We start from the raw sequence: 17,295 nt of genomic DNA on the forward strand, positions 1-17,295 counted from the left end.
GGGCTCAGAAGTAGTAGCGGGACACCGACTCGGCGACGCAGGCGGGCTTGTCGGCGCCCTCCCGCTCCACCGTCACCGCCGTCGTGACCTGCACGCCGTCGTCCTTCGTCGGCTCCACCGCCGTCAGGACGGCGGTCGCGCGCAGCCGTGAGCCGACGGGCACGGGGGAGGGGAAGCGCACCTTGTTCGTCCCGTAGTTGAGCCCCATCCGCATGCCCTCGACGCGCATCACCTGCGGTACGAAGACCGGCAGCAGCGACAGCGTCAGATAGCCGTGCGCGATGGTCGCCCCGAAGGGTCCGCCGGCCGCCCGCTCCGGATCCACGTGGATCCACTGGTGGTCGCCGGTGGCCTCCGCGAACAGGTCGATCCGCTTCTGGTCGACCTCCAGCCAGTCGCTGTACCCCAACTGCTCGCCGACCGCGGCGCGCAGGTCGTCGGCTGACCTGAAGATCCTCGGCTCTGTCATGGGGCCTCCTGTACGGGTACGGGCGGGCGGTCGTGACGGCTGGACGCGGACGCCCTGGCTGGGCTAAGCGCTTGCTCAGCATGCTGGGTGCGGTGGCGGGTGTCAACGAGGGGGTGAGTAGGCTCGGAGGGGTGCCCCAGATCCCAGAGAAGATCCACGAGCTCTCCGTCGGCCAACTGGCCGCGCGCAGCGGCGCGGCCGTCTCCGCGCTGCACTTCTACGAGACCAAGGGGCTCATCAGCAGCCGCCGCACCTCGGGCAACCAGCGTCGCTACAGCCGGGACACGCTGCGCCGCGTCGCCTTCATCCGGGCCGCGCAGCGGGTCGGCATCCCCCTCGCCACGATCCGCGACGCGCTCGCGGAGCTGCCGGAGGGGCGGACGCCGACGCGGACGGACTGGGCGCGGCTCTCGGAGACCTGGCGGGCCGAACTCGACCAGCGTATCCAGCAGTTGGGGCGGTTGCGGGATCACCTCACGGACTGCATCGGGTGCGGGTGCCTGTCGCTGGAGACCTGTGTCCTCACCAACCCCGACGACGTCTTCGGCGACCGCATCGTAGGCTCCCGCCTCCTCGGCGAACGCCGCCCCCCACGCTGAACCTGGCCTCCAGGCCTCACCTGGCCTCCAGGCCTTGGCGGCGCTACAAGGCGGGCCCCTGCCGCCCGGACGCCCCCGTCGAACGCCCCGGCGGCCAGGCGCGGCTCTTCCCCCACCCACCCGCCCTCCCACTGCGCTGCCCCGATTCTTCCCACGGCCCTGTCAGCACACGCCCCCACACGGCCCTGGCTAACCGGCGGAACTCTTCCCCCACCCCCCGCCCCCACCGACGCAGCGGCCGACAGACCTGCGAGCCGTAAGCCGCGCGACCCGCTGGGCCGGTCCGGACCGGGCCGGTCCGCCGGGGTGGTACGGGTGGGCGGGTGGGAAGCCCCGCCTCGGCGGGCGGCCGGCAGACGGGAGCGGGGGGCCAACAGGGGGCGTGGGGGAGCACGGCGTACGTGTCGCGGCTCCGCCGGCGGTAGTCAGCAAGGGGTTCCTGTCGGCCTGCCCTGCCGAGGAGGTCACATGAAGGTGCTCGGTCGTGTGTCCGTGACACGCGCCGCGACGAGCCTGTTCAGCCTGTGCGGAGCCGGGACGGCAGTCGAGGTCCCGATCGGCTCCACGGCGTCCGGCGGCAATGGCAGTGGCGGTGGCAGTAGCAGCGGCAGTGGCATCGGCCCCGGCGCCGCCGCCGGGGCCGTCGGCGGAGGGATCGCCTCGGGGGCCGAGGGCGCGGGCAGCGGCGTCGGTTCGGCCGCCGGTGGCACCGGCGGCGGTCTCCCGACCCTCGGTGTCTGAGGGGCACCCGTGCGCGGGCTGCCGCCGAGGATCCGTCGGGCAGGCTTGGCCGCGGGTCTGAGGGGCCGTGCGCGGGCTGCCACCGAGGATCCGTCGGACAGGCCTGGTCGCGCGTCGGCGACGGTCCGCGTCCGCCCGCTCCGGGGCCAACGGCCCCGGCGGTTCCCCCCAGCGGCCCAGCCCACCGCCGTCCGGCTCGCCGCCCGACGCCGCCACCGAATGAGCGGCGGTCAAGGGGTGCCACGTCACCAGGTGGCAGCACGGAGCCCGCGCCCGCGGGCCGGGGCGCCGATTCCCCCGTGCCCGCCCGGTCGGCCGGGCACCACGCCTGCCTCAGCAGGCGCTCCGCGCCCCCGAGGAGCCCCATGCGCACGTTGACCGACCCGTCGGCCCGGCTGCGGTCCCTCACCGGCTTGCGGTTCGTCGCCGCGCTGGCCGTGTTCGTGTGCCACGCCGCGCTCGTGACCGCGCCGGAAGGCGGCTCGGCCCCCGTGGCGCTCTTCCTTCTGGGGCCGGTGGGGGTCTCGCTGTTCTTCGTGCTCAGCGGTTTCGTCCTCGCGTACTCCGCGCGTGGCACGGATACGGCCAAGGCCTTCTGGCGGCGGCGCGTCACGAAGGTCTACCCCAGCCACCTGGTCGTGTGGGCGGGCTGCATGCTGCTCTTCCGAGCGGCGGGCATGCCCCGGTTCGGCAACGGCCTGCCCTACGTCACCCCCGGGCTCCCCGGCGACCTGACCAACGCCCTGCTGCTCAACACCCTCGTCCCCCGGCCGGACTTCTTCACCGGCGGCAACGACGTGACGTGGTCCCTCACCTGTGAACTCCTCTTCTACCTGCTGTTCCCGCTGCTGTACCCGGTCGTCGCCAGGATCCGTCCGCAGCGCCTGCCCGCCGCCGCGGCGGGTGCCGTGGCCGCGGCCTGGACCGTCCCGCTGATCGCCCTGGGCCTGGGCGGGCGGCCGCTGCCAGGCGGCTTCCTGGGCGGCAACATCACCGACGTCCAACTGGGTGTCGTCTACGCCTTCCCACCGTCGCGGCTGCCGGAGTTCGTCCTCGGCATGGTCCTGGCCCGACTGCACCGGCACGGCTGCGCGGCCCGCGTCGGCCTCCTGCCGTCCGTGGCGCTGGTGGCCGCGTGCCTGCTGACCGGCATCGCGGTGCTGCCCCGCCCCTTCCTCCTCGCCGCGGCCACCCTCGTGCCCGTGGCCCTGATCGTCCGGACCGTGGCCACCTCCGAGGCCCGGGGCACCCTGCCGTGGCTGCGCACCCCGGCCGCCGTGCTTCTGGGCGAGGTGTCGTACGCCTTCTACCTCATCCACAGACCCGCCCTCGCGGCCGTCGAGCACTACGGGAACCAGGGCACGGCGGTCACCGTCTGCGGCGGCCTCCTGCTCGCTCTGCCGGCCTCCTGGCTGCTGTACGTCCTGGTCGAAAGACCCTGTTGCACGCGCTGGGCGCGGAGCGGACGTCGGCCCCCGCCCGCCCGGACACCAGCGGCGGCGGAATGCCGGTGCCCTGAGCCGTCGCCCGACGCACGGGTGGCGTTGACCGACGCGAGCCGTGAGCGCGGACCGAGCCGTCGCCGCCGGAGCGCACGCCGGCCGAAGCGGGAAGGAAGGCCAGACCGATGACGAGGACGACACAGTCCCGCGAGACCCGGGCCGACGGCACGCCCGTGCTGGTCATCGGGGCGGGACCCAGTGGCTTGGCCGTGGCGGCGATGCTGCGGCGGTGGGGCGTGCCGGCACTCGTGCTGGAGCGCGGCGAGGGCGTGGGGACCAGCTGGGCCCTGCGCTACGACCACCTCCGCCTGCACACGGCGCGGGGCAGGTCCCGGCTGCCCGGCCTTGCGCCGCCGCGCGGGTGCGGCACCTGGATGGGGCGGGACGACTTCGTGCGTTACCTGGAGCGCTACCGCGACCACCACCGGCTCCGGGTGCGGCTGGGGACCGCGGTGCGGAGGATCGAGCCCGGCGCGGCCGGCGCGGGTGAGCGGTGGCGGGTGCACACCGGTGACGCCGTGCTCGCGGCGCGCGCGGTGGTGGTGGCGACCGGGCGCTGCCACACCCCTCGGGTCCCCGACTGGCCGGGGCGGGACGGGTTCACCGGTGCGCTGCTGCACTCGGCCGACTATCGCGGGCCCGCGTCCTACCGGGGGCGCTCGGTGCTGGTGGTGGGCGCGGGGAACAGCGGTACGGAGATCGCGAGTGTGCTGGCGGGCGAAGGCGCGGGGAAGGTGTGGCTGGCCGTGCGGACGCCGCCGAACATCCTGCCGCGCGCCTCCAGCCGGTGGCAGGCGGCGGGGCGCCTGATGGGGGCCTTCCCGCTGGCCTGGCGCGACCGTTCCGCACTCCTGACCCAGCGGTGCACGGTGCCCGATCTCACCTCCTTCGGCATCGCCCGGCCCCAGGCGGGCCCCTTCACCCGCAACGCACGGGAGGGGAACAACCCCGTGCTCGACCACGGGTTCGTCGCGGCGGTGCGCACCGGACGGGTCCGGCCCGTGGCGGCCGTCGCCGGGTTCGACGCGGAGCGGGTGGTACTGGCGGACGCCTCCGTCCTGACTCCGGACACCGTGATCGCCGCGACCGGTTACCGCCCTGGGCTCGAAGAGCTGCTGCCCGGCATCGACGTACTGGACCGGTCCGGCCACCCCGTGGTCCACGGGGCACACACCTCCGCCGCCGCTCCGCAGCTGTACTTCGCCGGCTTCACCAACCCCCTCAGCGGCGCGCTGCGTCAGGCCGGTGTCGAGGCGCGGGGCATCGCCCGGGCCATCGCGTCGGCGCGCGACCCCGTGCCCGCCCAGCGGCGCGCGGCCCAGGACCCCGCCGCCCGGCGGAGCACCGCCCGATGACGCGGGACGCGACCCACGAACCGGCGGGCGAGGCACGGAACGCCCGCCCCTCAGCACACCATTGGACACAGGACCGACTCATGGCTTCCTCACCTGCCGGCCTCAGCGTAGGAACACCTCCCGGTGCCTGGCCCCTCGTCGGGCACGCGGCCGACCTCGCGCGAGCCCCCCTCGACGTCCTGACCTGCCTGCCCGAGCACGGCGACCTGGTCGAACTCCGCGTCATGGGACGGCGCCTGTACTTCCCCTGCCACCCCGAGCTCGTCTGGCAGGTCCTCACCGACGACCGCACCTTCGACCGGACCGGCCCCATGTGGACGACCACCCGCCGCCTGCTGGGCAACGGCCTGGCACTGCGCTCCCGGCAGGACCACCGCAGCTCCCGGCGGGCCGTCCAGCCGAGCTTCCACCACGCCCTGCTCCGGCACCAGGCCGCGCTCATGGAGGAGGAGATCACCGCCACCACGGCGGAGTGGCACGACCACCAGCACGTCGACCTGTACGCCGCGCTCGTCGGCACGGCCGTGCGGACCGTCACGCGTGCCCTGTTCGCCTCCCGCGCCCCGCGCGAGGCGCTCGCGGACCTCCAGCGCCACGCCGTAGCCGTCATCGACACCGGGCTGTGGCGGCTCGCCGCTCCCCGTCCCCTCCGCGACCTGGGACTGTCACGGCTGCGCCGCCTCACGCACACCATCAGCGAGCTGCGCCGCAGCCACGGCGCCACAGCGGGCGACGGCATCGTCGCGCGGCTGGAACAGGCCATGCCGGCCGCCTCCGACCGGGACATCGCCGAGGAAGTGGTGTCGCTGTACCTGGGAGCCACCGACACCTCGGCCCTCGCCGTCTGCTGGGCGCTGCACCTCCTCACCCGCCATCCCGCCGACGCCCGCCGCCTGCACCGCGAACTCGAAGAGACCCTGCACGGACGCGGCGCCCGCTACAGCGACCTGCCCCGCCTGCCCCGCACCGGAAGAGTCGTCGCGGAGGCACTGCGCCTCTACCCGCCGGCATGGTTCGTGTTCCGCTGTACGACGCGACCCGTCGAGCTGGCCGGGAAGCACCTGCCCACCGGCAGCACCGTCGTGGTCTGCCCCGCGGCCGTCCACCGCAACCCGGCACTGTACGAAGACCCCTCGGCGTTCGACCCCGACCGCTGGCTCCCCGACCGGGCCGCTCCCCGGCGCGGCGCGTACGTGCCCTTCGGGGCGGGAGCCCGCAAATGCGTCGCGGAGCACTTCGGCACGACCCAGGCCGTCCTGACCCTGGCCACCCTCGTGCACCTGTGGGACCCGCGGCCCACGGCCAGGACCGACGGCCGCCCCGCGCACTTCGCCGCCATGCTCAAGCCCCGCCGCTTCGTCCTGGAGGTCCGCGCCCGACGCACACCGGACTAGTACGGCGACGGTGCGCGCCGCGCGTCCGCCGGGGCGGCAGGGGTGGGAAGGCCCCGCCGAGGCGCGGCCACGGAGGGCAGCCCGGCCACGCGGCGGCGCCCCGCCGCGGCCCCGCCTACAGGGCCAACGCCGCGCTCACCAACTCCGCGTTGGACGCCCCCCGCCCCCCGTCCGGCAGGACCAGCGTGTCCTCGAACCCCACCCGCCGCCCCAGCCCCAGCCGCCCCGCCAGGGCGAGCACCGGCCAGGCCCCGCCCTCCTCGCCGTGCAGCAGGACCGGCCGCCCGTGCGCGGGGCCGATCCGGTCGAGCAGGGCCCGGGCGGAGTCCTCCGCGGTCGCCGGGTCGTGGTCGGTGACCTCCGCGAGGACCCGCAGGACCCGCGGCCCGAGCGGAGACGCCGCGAACCGCTCGGGGCCGTCCGTACCGGACCAGAGCCCCGCCTCCACGCCGACCCCCCGTTCGAGCAGCGCCCGCGCCACGTCCTCCGCGCCCGGCTCGTGCCAGTTCACCGAGGCGTGGTCGGGCAGCACCGTCCACTCCCGCACCCGCGCGGCCCGCGCCGCCGGATCGGGCTCGGCCCACGCCCCGGTGGTCACCCCGACGGGCACGGTGACGGCGGCGCGGATCGCCACCAGGGCGGCCGCGACCGCACCCGGCGCGACCGAGTCCTTTCCGCACGGGCTTTTGGGGTGTACATGTACGTCACGCGCTCCGGCGGCGACGGCCCCGGCCGCCGACTCCGCCAGCGCGGCGGGCGACAGCGGCACGGCCGCGCCGTCGCCCGCGGTACGCGCACCGTTCAGACACACCTGCAGGAGCGTGGCGCCGTCTCGAAGCATGACGCCATGACACCACACCACGGGGAGGGCTGATGAGCGTCGCCGTCTGCTCGTTGAAATGGGAATCGGCACGGTCGGGCCCGCAGCGGATCACGTACGACAGCGACGGGTACCACCTGGTGCGGTTCCCGTACGAAGTGGGAGAGGAGGCCTACGACCCCTGGCACATGCACGACCCGGCGCACGGGGGCACCAAGCCGTCGAAGTTCCCCGACGCGCGCTCGGGGCTGATCTGGCCGAGTCACGACGGGTGGGCCACGCTGACAGCACTGGTCTTCTGGCACCCCGACGGCAGGCCATCGGAGTACCGCGCCCGCTTCGTGCGCGACCCGCTGAACCTGTCGACGGGCTACGACTCCACCGCCACCACCGACACCGTGCCCACCCGCGGCGGTCAGTACCGCGCGTACATGTGGCAGATGTTCGTGCACCCCGGAACACCGGTGGGCCTGAAGATATCCGCGCGCGCACCCGGCGACGTGAAGCTCGCCGCGCCGCTGATGCTGGCCGAGTTCAAGGTGGCCATCCAGACGGACGTCATCAGGCCCTGAGCTCCCCGGGCCCTCAGACGGCCACGAGCGACCGCGACCGCCGGGACCGCGAGCGCCGCACCGCCTCTGACGTGAGCACCGGCGCGGGCACCACGATGCCGCAGCCGGTGCAGACGGGACCCGACGACGGTTCGTGCGCCAGGCCGTAACGCCATTCGAGGTCCGTGTCGCCGCACACGGGGCAGGCGGCGCCCGGCTCTCGCTCCAGTGCGGTGATGAGCCGGCGGAGGACCTCGGCGAGCGGCGCGGACGGATGCACGTCGGGGTCGTCGCACCAGGCGATCCCGTGCCCGCCCCACGTGCACCGGTGCCAGTCGTCCACGCTGCCCGGCCGACGCAGGCCGTCGTGCTTCTCCTTGCGCCGCCGGCGCGCGAAGTCCTCCTCGTAGGCGAGCCACACGTCGCGGGCCGCCTCCAGCTCGTCGAGCGCGGCCACCAGCCGCGCCGGATCGGGCGACCGGTCCTCGGGGCCGAACCCCGCCCGGGAGCACAGGTGGTCCCAGGTCGCCCGGTGGCCGTAGGGGGCGAATCTCTCCAGGCACTTGCGCAGTGAGTACCGGCGCAGCGCCAAGTCGCACTGCGGATCACGTACCTGTCTCGCGAGACTCCGGAATCCGGCCATCGCCCTGCACCTCCGTCAGACGTTCTCGGACGTCGCCAGTGACCCAGCGGACATCGAGTAGACGTATCGACAAGCGATTTGGTGCCATCCGATTTCCGATGGCTTCTCATCAGCGCGTTCCCCGCGGGTCCCCGTCAATGCGTGAGCAATGTGGAGGTGCCGTGGCGGCGGCCCCCGCGGGCACCCCGCGAGCGGCCGGACACCTGCCGCCCCCGCCGCCCGGCGAGCGGCAGGACCGCCCTCGCCCCGGGCCGGGGTGCGGCGACGGTGAAAAGGCCGGCCCCGCGCGTCTTCAAGGTTCGGCAACCCGGCAGTAACCTCCGCCGCGACGGCCCGACGGCCCCCGGAGGAGCATCCATGCGACGACGCAGCGCACGGCTCAGATCCCTCACCACAGCGGCGGCCCTGGCCCTCGGCGCCGCCCTGCTGCTCCCGCCCGGCCCCGGCGCGACCGCCGCCGCCCAGCCGGCCGCCGCGCGGCAGGCCCCGCCACCGACCACCCCCGCACGGCCCGCCGCGGCGCCGCCCGCCGCCCCCGCCCACTGCGGCGGCCGGTGCGCCGACATCCTGCCGCCCGGCACCAACGGCAGCGCCACCCTCGCCGAGATCCTCAGCCACCGCCTGCTCGGCACCCGGCCCGCCCACGCGGACGACCAGCTGGGCCCCTACGACGCCCTCGCCACCGCCCACCCCTCGCTGACCGACGACAAGCTCGGCGCGTTCTTCGGCGACGCCTCCTTCGGCGTCGCCCCGGACCAGGTCGCCTCCGTCACCCGGCCGCGCGCCGACGTGACGATCACCCGGGACAAAAAGTACGGCATCCCGCACGTCCAGGGCACCACCCGCTACGGCACCGAGTTCGGCGCGGGCTACGCGGCGGGCCAGGACCGGCTGTGGCTCATCGACCTGTTCCGGCACATCGGCCGCGGGCAGCTCACCCCGTTCGCAGGCGGCGCCCCGGCCAACCAGGGCCTGGAGCAGCAGTTCTGGCCGCAGGCCCCGTACACCGAGCAGGACCTGGAGCGGCAGGTCGCGTACATCAGGGACACCCGGGGCGAGCGCGGCCGGCAGGCCATGGCGGACGCCCAGGCGTACGTCGACGGCCTCAACGCCTACCGCCGGAAGGCCAAGGACAGCCGCACCTTCCCCGGCGAGTACGTGCTCACCGGCAAGATCGACGCGATCACCAACGCGGGCGAGATCGAGCCCTTCAAGGTCACCGACATGATCGCCCTGGCCTCCGTGGTCGGCGGCCTGTTCGGCAACGGCGGCGGCGGAGAGGTCGAGTCCGCGCTCTCGCTGCTCGCCGCGCAGCGGACGTACGGCGTCGAGAAGGGCACCGAGGTCTGGGAGGACTTCCGCGCCCGCAACGACCCCGAGACGGTGCAGACCCTCCACGACGGCAGCCGCTTCCCGTACGCGGGCAGGCCGGAGCACGCGCGCGGCACCGCGCTGCCCGACCCGGGCTCGGTGCGGCGCGAGCAACTGGTGTACGACCGCGAGGGCGGCGCGCGGACCCCGGCCAAGGCCCCCGTGAGAGCACCGCGGAAGCTCAGGCCCTTGCAGGGCGTGTACGACGACGGGGTGCTGCCCGCCGACCTGTTCGGCAGGGCCGCCGCCGGGCGCAAGGGCATGTCCAACGCCCTCCTGGTCTCCGGGAGGCACACCGCGAGCGGCCACCCCGTCGCCGTGTTCGGCCCGCAGACCGGCTACTTCGCGCCGCAGTTGCTGATGCAGCAGGAGCTCCAGGGACCCGGCATCAGCGCGCGCGGCGTGTCGTTCGCGGGCGTCGGCATGTACGTCCAGCTCGGCCGGGGCCAGGACTACGCGTGGTCGGCGACCTCCGCGACCCAGGACATCACCGACACCTACGCCGTGGAGCTGTGCGAACCCGGCGGCGGAGACCCCACCAAGGAGTCGGCGCACTACCGCTACCGGGGCGCCTGCACGCCCATGGAGAAGCTGGAGCGCAGGAACGCCTGGAAGCCCTCGCTCGCCGACTCCACGGCCGCGGGCTCCTACCGCATGCGGGTGTTCCGCACCAAGTACGGCGTCGTCACCCACCGCGCGACCATCGGCGGCACACCCGTCGCGTACGTCTCGCTGCGCTCCACCTACCGCCACGAGGCCGACTCGATCATCGGCTTCCAGATGCTCAACGACCCGTCGTACGTCACGGACGCCGCGTCCTTCCAGAAGGCGGCCCAGCACATCTCCTACGCCTTCAACTGGTTCTACGCCGACGCCCGCGACATCGCGTACTACAACAGCGGCGCCAACCCCGAGCGCGCGCCGGACGTCGACCCGAACTTCCCCGTCCGGGCCGAACCGGCCTACGAGTGGCGGGACTTCGACCCCGAGAACAACACCTCCGCGCTCACGCCCCCGGCCGCGCACCCGCAGTCGGTCAACCAGGACTACTACATCTCCTGGAACAACAAACAGGCCACCGACTACACCTCCGGCGGCTTCGGCATGAGCGCCGTGCACCGCGGCGACCTGCTCGACGACCGGGTCAGGAAGCTCGTCGCGGACGGCGGCGTCACCCGGGCCTCCCTCACCCGCGCCATGGCCGAGGCGGCCGTCACCGACCTGCGCGGCGAACAGGTCCTGCCCGAACTCCTCGAGGTCATCCGCACCCGGGCCGTCGACGACCCCGCGCCGGCCAGAGCCGTGGAGCAACTGGAGGCCTGGCGCGCGGCGGGGGCCCGGCGCGTGGAGACCGCCCGGGGCTCGCACGCCTACACCCACCCCGACGCCGTCCGGCTCATGGACGCCTGGTGGCCGAGGCTCGTCGAGGCCGCCTTCCGGCCCGGGCTCGGGGCGGACCTGTACGGGGCGCTCACCGCGCAGCTCGGCGTGGACGAGCCGCCCTCGGCGGGGCACGGGCCGACCGGCGCGCACGCCGGGTCCGCCTTCCAGTACGGCTGGTGGGGCTACGTCGACAAGGACCTGCGCACCGTGCTCGGGCGGCCCGCCGAGGGCTGGAGCCGCACCGCGTACTGCGGCGGCGGCTCGCGCGACGCCTGCCGCGAGGCGCTCCTGGCCACCCTGAAGCAGGCCGCGGCCGCCCCGGCGTCCGAGGTCTACCCCGGCGACGGGACCTGCGCGGCAGGCGACCAGTGGTGCGCGGACGCGGTGATCCACCGCCCCGTCGGCGGCATCACGCACCGCGCCGTCCAGTGGCAGAACCGGCCGACGTACCAGCAGGTGGTGGAGTTCCCCCGGCACCGCTGAGCCCGCGCCCCGCCGAGCCCGGGCACGGCCTCGCCCCCGCGGGACCCCGCGGGGGCGCTCAGGCCCCGGCGATCCGCCCGGCGGCGCAGACCACCCGCGCCAGCTCCTCGTGGCAGATGTCGCTGTGCGCCCCGCTGGGCGGGCCGCCGCGCCGGACCACCGCGGCGGCGTCCACGCTGACGCAGCCGCGCCGGGGCAGGGCGGCGCCGAGCCGTACGCGCGCGGCGCCGTCCACGGCCTTGACCCCGTCGAAGCCGACGGCGCCCCACCGCTCCCACAGGCCCCGGAAGCTCGCGGAGTCCCCGGCGAGCTTGGAGGCGAGCGGATACAGCCTGCCGAGGGCGTCGTCGTGGCGGGAGAAGCAGGCGACGAGCGGCCCGTCGACGCGCGCGGGCACCCGGCGCAGGGCGCCGCCGCGCGACCGGTCGTGCGGGAGCCGCTCGCTGAACGCGTAGTGCGAGAACGCCCCTTGCAGCAGCGTCACCGACGCCACGCAGCCCGCGCCCGCGGGCAGCCCGCGCACCGCGTACGACACGAGCCGGGCGCCGAAGCTGTGCCCGACCAGGTGCACCCGCAGCCCCGGCACGTCGGCCGCGAGCAGCCCGAGCGCCGGGCCGAGGCCGAGCTGGCCGACGGTGCCCGCGCGGCGCTTCATCGTGTAGTAGGAGGCCTGCCGCAGCAGTTCCCGGGCGCCGTGCCACAGGCGGTCCCGCGGCCCGCCGAGGAGTTCCGGGTGGCCGGTGCTCTCCAGTGCGGCGACGAGCACCTCGCAGACCTCGACCGCGTCGTCGGTGAGCATCGCGGGCTCGCCCGCGCCGGTGTCGTCGGCGAACTCGTGCAACGGGCTCGTCTCCCGCACGGCCACCAGGTCCCGGACGTGCCGCGCGAACTCGTCCACGCGGGAGCGGACCGCGGAGCGCTCCTGGAGGAGGCGCGCGAGGCGGTCGAGCCGGTCCGCCTGCTCGGGCCCCGGGAAGAGCCGGGCGAGCAGCCGCCGCGTGGGCTCGTCCAGCGTGGGCGGGGCGGCGGCCTGCGGGGGCGCCGCGGCCCCGGACGGCACGGACGGCTCGGCGTACGGACCCCCGGTCGGCTCGAAGTCGGGAATGCGCTCCCGCGGGAAGCGCATCGCGGGCCACAGCACCCCGGTGTGGCCGAGGCGTACGCCCGGGCCCGTGATGCGGGCGAACGGCGCGAAGAACCGCCCGTGCAGGCGGCGGGCGAGCGCCTGGTCGTTGTTCCAGCCGTGCGCGAACACCAGCAGGTCGGTGATCCGCGCGGCCTCCGCCCCGGAGAGCAGCCGGTCGCGCTGCCCGGGGTGGACGTCGCCGTCGGCGTCGAAGGTCAGGTCCCAGTAGGGTTCCACGCCCGCATCGTCCCGCCGCCCGCGGCCCCTGGCCAGATCCGCGGCGGGCCGTCTCGCTGGTCACGGCTCACGGCTCACGGCTCACGGCTCACGGCCGCTGCCGGTGCGCCGCCGTGACGTCGTGCAGGTGGATCAGCACGTCGTGCGAGGGCCCGAGCGCGACGCGGTACGGCCCGTCGGGCCAGCCCGCGCCGATCGTGTACGTCGGCCGGGCCGTGCGCAGCCAGGCGCGGGCGGCCCCCGGGACCGTGCGCAGGTCGACGTAGAAGTCCTCGTGGCGGACCCGGTCGAGGGTGTACTCGTTCATGTCCCGCGTCGCCGGGGGCACCGAGAACGTCTTCCACGGCGTCCCGCCGTCCGGCATCGCCAGGAACGCGCCCCGCTCGAAGGTGAAGCCCACGCTCACGTACTTCGTCCCGAGCCGGTCGCGCAGGAAGGCGCCCTGCATCTTCGGGTAGCGCGGGTCGTGCGAGACGTACGCGACATGGGAGTTGTGCGCGGACAGCAGCACCTTCGTCCCCGTGTACCGCTGCCACCAGGCGGTGTTCTCCGCCATCAGCCGGTCGCGGTAGAGCATGGCCCGCCGGTCCCCGTCGGGCGTGTGCAGCGCGAAGGAGTAGAGCGTCGCCGTCTGCCGCACGGACCGGGCGTGCTGCAGGGCCAGCGCGAACCGCTCGCCGCCGTGCCGGGGCCGGCGCTCCTCCAGGAGCCGGTACGCCGTCGTCGCCCGGCGTGCCAGACGCTCGCGCTCCGCCCGCGGCAGGCCCATGTGCGCGTCGCCGTCCGCCAGGCGCCGCAGCGGCGCGTACAGCTCCGTGATCCGCGGCAGCAGGTCCGGCTCGTGGCGCCGTACGTAGTCCGCGACGCCGTCGAAGAGCTCCGGGCCCGTCTCGGGGTAGTTCAGGTCGTTGCCCATGAAGCGCAGCGGGCGGTGCGGGTGCCGGTCGTTGTAGGCCCGCATCCAGGTCAGCAGCGCCACGTACTCCTCGGTGTCCCAGGGGGTCTTCGCCAGCTCGCGGTGGACGAGCGCGCGCACGTCGCCCGGCCCGCCGCGCACATAGGCGTCGAAGCGCAGCCCGGTGGTCCAGCTCACCTCCTGGGCGAAGGTGGTGAAGCCCTTCTCCTCGACCAGGTGGCGGAAGACCCGGTGCTTCATCGTGAAGAACTCGTGCGACCCGTGCGTGGCCTCGCCCAGGCCCACCACCGTGGCGCCGCCCGCCATCGCGGCCAGTGGCCGCAGATCCGTCGTGGCGCCCTCCGGGCCGGTGGAACGCAGCGGGTGCGCGACACGCTCCAGCGCCCGCACCGGGTCGTCCCCGCGGGCCGCCGCGTGGGCGGCGGCTGCGTGGGCCTCGGCACGGGCCGCCGAGCGGGCCTCGGCATGGGCCTCCGCGTGGGCGGACTCCGGGGCGACGAGGGCGCCGGCCCCGGCCGCGGCCACCAGCAGCGGGACCACGGTGCGACGCCCCCTCCGTGCCGCCCCCACCCGTCGTGCCGGTCGTGCCGGTCGTTTCCGTCGTGCCATGGCTGATCACTCCTCACCTCGCGGCCGGTGCGCGCTGCTCGCGCCGGAGATCACGATTCCGGAGCGGGCACGCCCGTCACCAGCCGGAAGGCACCCGGACCGGCAGGGGGGACCACGCCCCGCGAGGGCTACCGGTTTACCGGTAGGCGCCCTTCCACGGCTCCATACCGACCGGTTAGTCTGCTGCCGCGGCGTGCCGTGCGGCACGGGCACCGAGGCCGAAGAGGAGAGATCGTCCGTGGAGAGCTTGCGCGACAAGTCCGTCGTCGTCACCGGCGCGGGAGACGGGATCGGGGCCGCGCTGGCCCGCCGCTTCGCCGCGGCCGGCGCCCGCGTCGCCGTCAACGACCTGGACGCCGCCAAGGCCGCGGCCGTCGCCGAGGAGGTCGGCGGGCTCGCCGTGCCGGGCGACGCCCGCGACGTGGTGCCCGACGCGCTGGCCGCGCTCGGCGGCACGGTCGACGTGTACTGCGCCAACGCGGGCGTGCCCGCCCCCGGCACGGAGGCCGCCGACGAGCAGGTGTGGACCGGCGCCTGGGAGGTCAACGTCATGGCGCACGTACGGGCCGCGCAGGCGCTGCTTCCCCACTGGCTGGAGCGCGGGGAGGGCCGCTTCGTGTCCACGGTGTCCGCCGCCGGACTGCTCACCATGGTGGGTGCCGCGCCGTACAGCGTCACCAAGCACGGCGCCTACGCCTTCGCCGAGTGGCTCTCCCTCACCTACCGCCACCGGGGCGTCTCGGTGCACGCCGTCTGCCCCCAGGGCGTGCGCACCGACATGCTCACCGCCGCCGGGTCCGCGGGCGAACTCGTCCTCGCGCCCACCGCGATCGAGCCGGAGGACGTCGCCGACGCGCTGTTCGCCGGCATGGCCGAGGACCGCTTCCTGATCCTGCCGCACCCGGAGGTCGCCGCGTTCTACGAGCGGCGCGCCGCCGCCCCCGACGAGTGGCTCACGAGCATGAACCACATCCAGCAGAAATGGGAGGCGGCGCGGCTCCCGTAGCCGGCGGGTGGGAAGATCCTCCGGCGGGATCCGCGTTGTCACCGGGGACCGTACGAACGACCCGGAGCACCCCGTACAACCGGAGCGCCGGGCACAACCGGAGCACCCGGTACAACCGGAGCACCCCGTACAACGGGACGACGAAAGGCAGGTGGCGGCCAGTGGCCAGGACGACGGACGGGGACGGTACGCCCGTCCCGCAGCGGCTGCTCGCCGCCGCCACCCGGCTCTTCGCCGACCGCGGCTACGACCGCACGTCCGTGCAGGAGATCGTGGAGGCGGCCGGCGTCACCAAGGGCGCGCTCTACCACTACTTCGGCTCCAAGGACGACCTGCTGCACGAGGTGTACGCGCGCATGCTGCGGGTCCAGCAGGAGCGGCTCGACGCGTTCGCGGACGCGGACGCGCCGGTGGAGCGCCGCCTGCGGGACGCGGCGGCCGACGTCGTCGTCACCACCATCGCGAACCTCGACGACGCCGCCATCTTCTTCCGGTCCATGCACCACCTCAGCCCCGAGAAGCACAAGCAGGTGCGGGCCGAGCGGCGCCGCTACCACGAGCGCTTCCGCGCGCTGGTCGAGGAGGGCCAGGAGGCGGGCGTCTTCTCCTCGGCGACCCCCGCGGACCTGGTGGTGGACTACCACTTCGGCTCCGTCCACCACCTCTCCACCTGGTACCGCCCCGACGGCCCCCTGACCCCCCGCCAGGTGGCGGACCACCTGGCGGACCTGCTCCTGCGAGCGCTACGGCCGTGACGTGCCGCCACCGCTGTGGGCAATCGTTCCGCGGGGCGGAACGGGTGGGCACAGCCCGAGGTGCCGCCCCGCGGGGGACCAGGGCGGCACGACGGGGTCCGGCCCGGCCCGCGGCTACGCGAACCGCTTGAGCTCCCGCCGCGCCAGCGACCGCTGGTGCACCTCGTCGGGCCCGTCGGCCAGCCGCAGCGTCCGCGCCGCGGCCCACAGCTCCGCCAGCGGGAAGTCCTGACTCACCCCGCCCGCCCCGTGCACCTGCACGGCGTGGTCCAGGATGTCCACCACCGCCCGCGGGGTGGCGATCTTGATGGCCTGGATCTCCGTGTGCGCGCCCTTGTTGCCCACGGTGTCCATCAGCCACGCCGTCTTCAGCACGAGCAGCCGCAGTTGCTCGACCGTGACGCGCGCGTCGGCGATCCACTGCTGGACCACACCCTGCGCGGCCAGCGGCTTGCCGAAGGCCGTACGGCCCACGGCCCGCGCGCACATCAGGTCGATGGCCCGCTCGGCCATGCCGATGAGCCGCATGCAGTGGTGGATGCGGCCGGGACCGAGCCGCGCCTGGGCGATGGCGAAGCCGCCGCCCTCCTCGCCGACGAGGTTCTCCACGGGCACGCGGGCCTCGTCGAAGACGACCTCCGCGTGGCCCCCGTGGTAGTGGTCCTCGTACCCGTACACCGTCATGGCGCGGCGCACCTCGACGCCGGGGGTGTCGCGCGGCACCAGGACCATCGACTGCTGGCGGCGGACGTCCGGGCCGTGCGGGTCGGTCTTGCCCATGACGATGAAGACCTCGCAGTCAGGGTTCATCGCCCCGGAGATGTACCACTTGCGGCCGGTGATCACGTACGTGTCGCCGTCGCGCCGGATGCGCGTGGTGATGTTGGTGGCGTCCGAGGAGGCGACGTCCGGCTCGGTCATGGCGAACGCCGAGCGGATCTCGCCCGCGAGCAGCGGCCGGAGCCACCGCTTCCGCTGCTCCTCGGTGCCGAACTGGGCGAGCACCTCCATGTTGCCGGTGTCCGGCGCCGCGCAGTTGAGGGCCGTGGGCGCCAACTGCGGGCTGCGGCCGCTGATCTCGGCCAGCGGCGCGTACTGGAGGTTCGTCAGGCCGGCGCCGTGCTCGGTGTCCGGCAGGAAGAGGTTCCACAGGCCCTGGCGGCGGGCCTCGGCCTTCAGCTCCTCCACCACGGCGGGGGTGTCCCAGGGCGAGGCCAGCGCGGCGCGCTGCTCGTGGGCGACCCGCTCGGCCGGGTACACGTGCTCGTCCATGAAGGCGAGCAGCCTGCCGCGCAGCTCCTCGGTGCGGGCGTCGAACGCGAAGTCCATGGGTCG

General features: G+C 74.8%; 15 protein-coding genes. 9 read left to right on the top strand and 6 right to left on the bottom strand.

Annotated elements, in window-relative coordinates:
- Positions 1-4: 4 nt before the first annotated feature.
- Positions 5-469, bottom strand: a complete 465-nt coding sequence (locus tag QK440_RS25035) for a MaoC family dehydratase (RefSeq protein ID WP_282795454.1) — start codon at positions 467-469, stop codon at positions 5-7.
- A 131-nt stretch (positions 470-600) separates the two neighbouring features.
- On the opposite strand from QK440_RS25035, the gene soxR reads away from it, so the two are divergent.
- From soxR to QK440_RS25060, 5 genes are all read left to right on the top strand, one after another.
- Complete coding sequence (soxR, locus tag QK440_RS25040; protein ID WP_190138659.1) at positions 601-1,068, top strand: redox-sensitive transcriptional activator SoxR; 468 nt, start codon at positions 601-603, stop codon at positions 1,066-1,068.
- Positions 1,069-1,554: 486 nt separating this feature from the next.
- Entirely contained in the window at positions 1,555-1,809 is a 255-nt protein-coding gene (locus QK440_RS25045; RefSeq protein WP_282795455.1) for a hypothetical protein, read from the top strand.
- 365 nt (positions 1,810-2,174) lie between these two features.
- Positions 2,175-3,440 carry an acyltransferase gene (locus tag QK440_RS25050; protein WP_282795456.1) on the top strand — a complete coding sequence of 422 codons (1,266 nt, stop codon included), beginning with the start codon at positions 2,175-2,177 and terminating at the stop codon, positions 3,438-3,440.
- Positions 3,437-4,666: an NAD(P)/FAD-dependent oxidoreductase gene (locus QK440_RS25055; RefSeq protein WP_282795457.1), complete on the top strand. Its 1,230-nt coding sequence runs from the start codon at positions 3,437-3,439 to the stop codon at positions 4,664-4,666. The genes QK440_RS25050 and QK440_RS25055 overlap by 4 nt, the downstream gene beginning before the upstream one ends.
- An 80-nt stretch (positions 4,667-4,746) precedes the next feature.
- Complete coding sequence (locus QK440_RS25060; RefSeq protein ID WP_282795458.1) at positions 4,747-6,060, top strand: cytochrome P450; 1,314 nt, start codon at positions 4,747-4,749, stop codon at positions 6,058-6,060.
- A gap of 115 nt (positions 6,061-6,175) precedes the next feature.
- Here QK440_RS25060 and QK440_RS25065 read toward each other — a convergent pair whose 3' ends face one another.
- The gene (locus QK440_RS25065; RefSeq protein ID WP_282795459.1) at positions 6,176-6,901 is read right to left on the bottom strand and encodes a 3-keto-5-aminohexanoate cleavage protein; all 726 of its coding nucleotides are present in this window, start codon (positions 6,899-6,901) and stop codon (positions 6,176-6,178) included.
- Positions 6,902-6,933: 32 nt separating this feature from the next.
- Between QK440_RS25065 and QK440_RS25070 the strand changes: the two genes are divergently transcribed.
- Positions 6,934-7,452: a hypothetical protein gene (locus QK440_RS25070; RefSeq protein ID WP_282795460.1), complete on the top strand. Its 519-nt coding sequence runs from the start codon at positions 6,934-6,936 to the stop codon at positions 7,450-7,452.
- A 13-nt stretch (positions 7,453-7,465) separates the two neighbouring features.
- On the opposite strand, the gene QK440_RS25075 is transcribed toward QK440_RS25070, so the two are convergent.
- Positions 7,466-8,074 (bottom strand): hypothetical protein, encoded by a 609-nt coding sequence (locus tag QK440_RS25075; protein WP_190138670.1) that lies wholly within the window; start codon positions 8,072-8,074, stop codon positions 7,466-7,468.
- A gap of 357 nt (positions 8,075-8,431) precedes the next feature.
- On the opposite strand from QK440_RS25075, the gene QK440_RS25080 reads away from it, so the two are divergent.
- Positions 8,432-11,311, top strand: coding sequence for a penicillin acylase family protein (locus tag QK440_RS25080; RefSeq protein ID WP_282795461.1), 2,880 nt, complete (start codon positions 8,432-8,434; stop codon positions 11,309-11,311).
- A 58-nt stretch (positions 11,312-11,369) separates the two neighbouring features.
- Here QK440_RS25080 and QK440_RS25085 read toward each other — a convergent pair whose 3' ends face one another.
- Together QK440_RS25085 and QK440_RS25090 are read right to left on the bottom strand one after the other, a co-directional pair.
- Positions 11,370-12,674 (bottom strand): serine-threonine protein kinase, encoded by a 1,305-nt coding sequence (locus QK440_RS25085; protein ID WP_282795462.1) that lies wholly within the window; start codon positions 12,672-12,674, stop codon positions 11,370-11,372.
- Between the two features lie 88 nt (positions 12,675-12,762).
- On the bottom strand, positions 12,763-14,130 hold the full coding sequence (locus QK440_RS25090; RefSeq protein ID WP_282795463.1) for an erythromycin esterase family protein: 1,368 nt from the start codon (positions 14,128-14,130) through the stop codon (positions 12,763-12,765).
- A 307-nt stretch (positions 14,131-14,437) separates the two neighbouring features.
- Here QK440_RS25090 and QK440_RS25095 point away from each other — a divergent pair, with 307 nt between their 5' ends.
- Together QK440_RS25095 and QK440_RS25100 are read left to right on the top strand one after the other, a co-directional pair.
- Entirely contained in the window at positions 14,438-15,205 is a 768-nt protein-coding gene (locus QK440_RS25095; protein ID WP_282795464.1) for an SDR family oxidoreductase, read from the top strand.
- A 161-nt stretch (positions 15,206-15,366) separates the two neighbouring features.
- On the top strand, positions 15,367-15,960 hold the full coding sequence (locus tag QK440_RS25100) for a TetR/AcrR family transcriptional regulator (RefSeq protein WP_282795465.1): 594 nt from the start codon (positions 15,367-15,369) through the stop codon (positions 15,958-15,960).
- A 114-nt stretch (positions 15,961-16,074) separates the two neighbouring features.
- On the opposite strand, the gene QK440_RS25105 is transcribed toward QK440_RS25100, so the two are convergent.
- Positions 16,075-17,289, bottom strand: coding sequence for an acyl-CoA dehydrogenase family protein (locus tag QK440_RS25105; RefSeq protein ID WP_282795466.1), 1,215 nt, complete (start codon positions 17,287-17,289; stop codon positions 16,075-16,077).
- Positions 17,290-17,295 lie beyond the last annotated feature (6 nt).

Origin of the sequence: Streptomyces sp. CC224B (genome assembly GCF_030010595.1) — a bacterium.
GTDB lineage: Bacteria > Actinomycetota > Actinomycetes > Streptomycetales > Streptomycetaceae > Streptomyces > Streptomyces longispororuber.

Coding starts and splice junctions, on each gene's coding strand:
- QK440_RS25035 (WP_282795454.1), bottom strand. CDS start 469: ATGACAGAGCCGAGGATCTTCAGGTCAGCCGACGACCTGCGCGCCGCG.
- QK440_RS25080 (WP_282795461.1), top strand. CDS start 8,432: ATGCGACGACGCAGCGCACGGCTCAGATCCCTCACCACAGCGGCGGCC.
- QK440_RS25055 (WP_282795457.1), top strand. CDS start 3,437: ATGACGAGGACGACACAGTCCCGCGAGACCCGGGCCGACGGCACGCCC.
- QK440_RS25105 (WP_282795466.1), bottom strand. CDS start 17,289: ATGGACTTCGCGTTCGACGCCCGCACCGAGGAGCTGCGCGGCAGGCTG.
- QK440_RS25060 (WP_282795458.1), top strand. CDS start 4,747: ATGGCTTCCTCACCTGCCGGCCTCAGCGTAGGAACACCTCCCGGTGCC.
- QK440_RS25070 (WP_282795460.1), top strand. CDS start 6,934: ATGAGCGTCGCCGTCTGCTCGTTGAAATGGGAATCGGCACGGTCGGGC.
- QK440_RS25065 (WP_282795459.1), bottom strand. CDS start 6,901: ATGCTTCGAGACGGCGCCACGCTCCTGCAGGTGTGTCTGAACGGTGCG.
- QK440_RS25075 (WP_190138670.1), bottom strand. CDS start 8,074: ATGGCCGGATTCCGGAGTCTCGCGAGACAGGTACGTGATCCGCAGTGC.
- QK440_RS25050 (WP_282795456.1), top strand. CDS start 2,175: ATGCGCACGTTGACCGACCCGTCGGCCCGGCTGCGGTCCCTCACCGGC.